The sequence below is a fragment of the Streptomyces calidiresistens genome (genome assembly GCF_014141525.1).
In the GTDB taxonomy this organism is placed as follows: Bacteria; Actinomycetota; Actinomycetes; order Streptomycetales; family Streptomycetaceae; genus Streptomyces; species Streptomyces calidiresistens.
On the sequence record NZ_VKHS01001600.1, the window covers coordinates 1 to 411 of the forward strand.

At 76.4% G+C, this 411-nt stretch carries 1 protein-coding gene; it reads left to right on the forward strand.

Going from position 1 to position 411, the window contains the following annotated elements:
* Nucleotides 1–386 (forward strand): 4a-hydroxytetrahydrobiopterin dehydratase (locus FOE67_RS28440; RefSeq protein WP_228474395.1); only part of this gene is annotated, 386 nt, incomplete at its 5' end.
* Between the last annotated feature and the right edge of the window lie 25 nt (nt 387–411).

The following is a 411-nucleotide window of genomic DNA, read 5'->3' on the forward strand; positions in this document are numbered from 1 at the left end:
CCGCCCGGGCCCGTCCGATCACCGGACCGGGCGCCCACGAGCCGCCCCGAGCCCCGAGGAGCACGATGTCCGCCACCCCCCTGACCGACGCCGAGATCTCGCAGGCCCTCGCCTCGCTCCCCGGCTGGCGGGCCGAGGGCAGCGCCCTGCGCGCGGAGTACGCCATCGGCCGCAACGCCCTGCCCGGCTTCTACTCCTCCGTCGCGGCGGCCGAGGACGCCGCCAACCACCACGCCCGCATCGGCATCCTCTACGGGACGGTCGGGTTCGAGCTCAACACCCACGACGTGGGCGGTGCCATCACCCACCGGGACACCGACCTGGCGGCCCGGATCCACGAACTGGCGGAGGAGCACGGCGCCACCCCGGCCGACCGGAAGGACTGACCCCCCGGCCCCGGACCCGGACCCC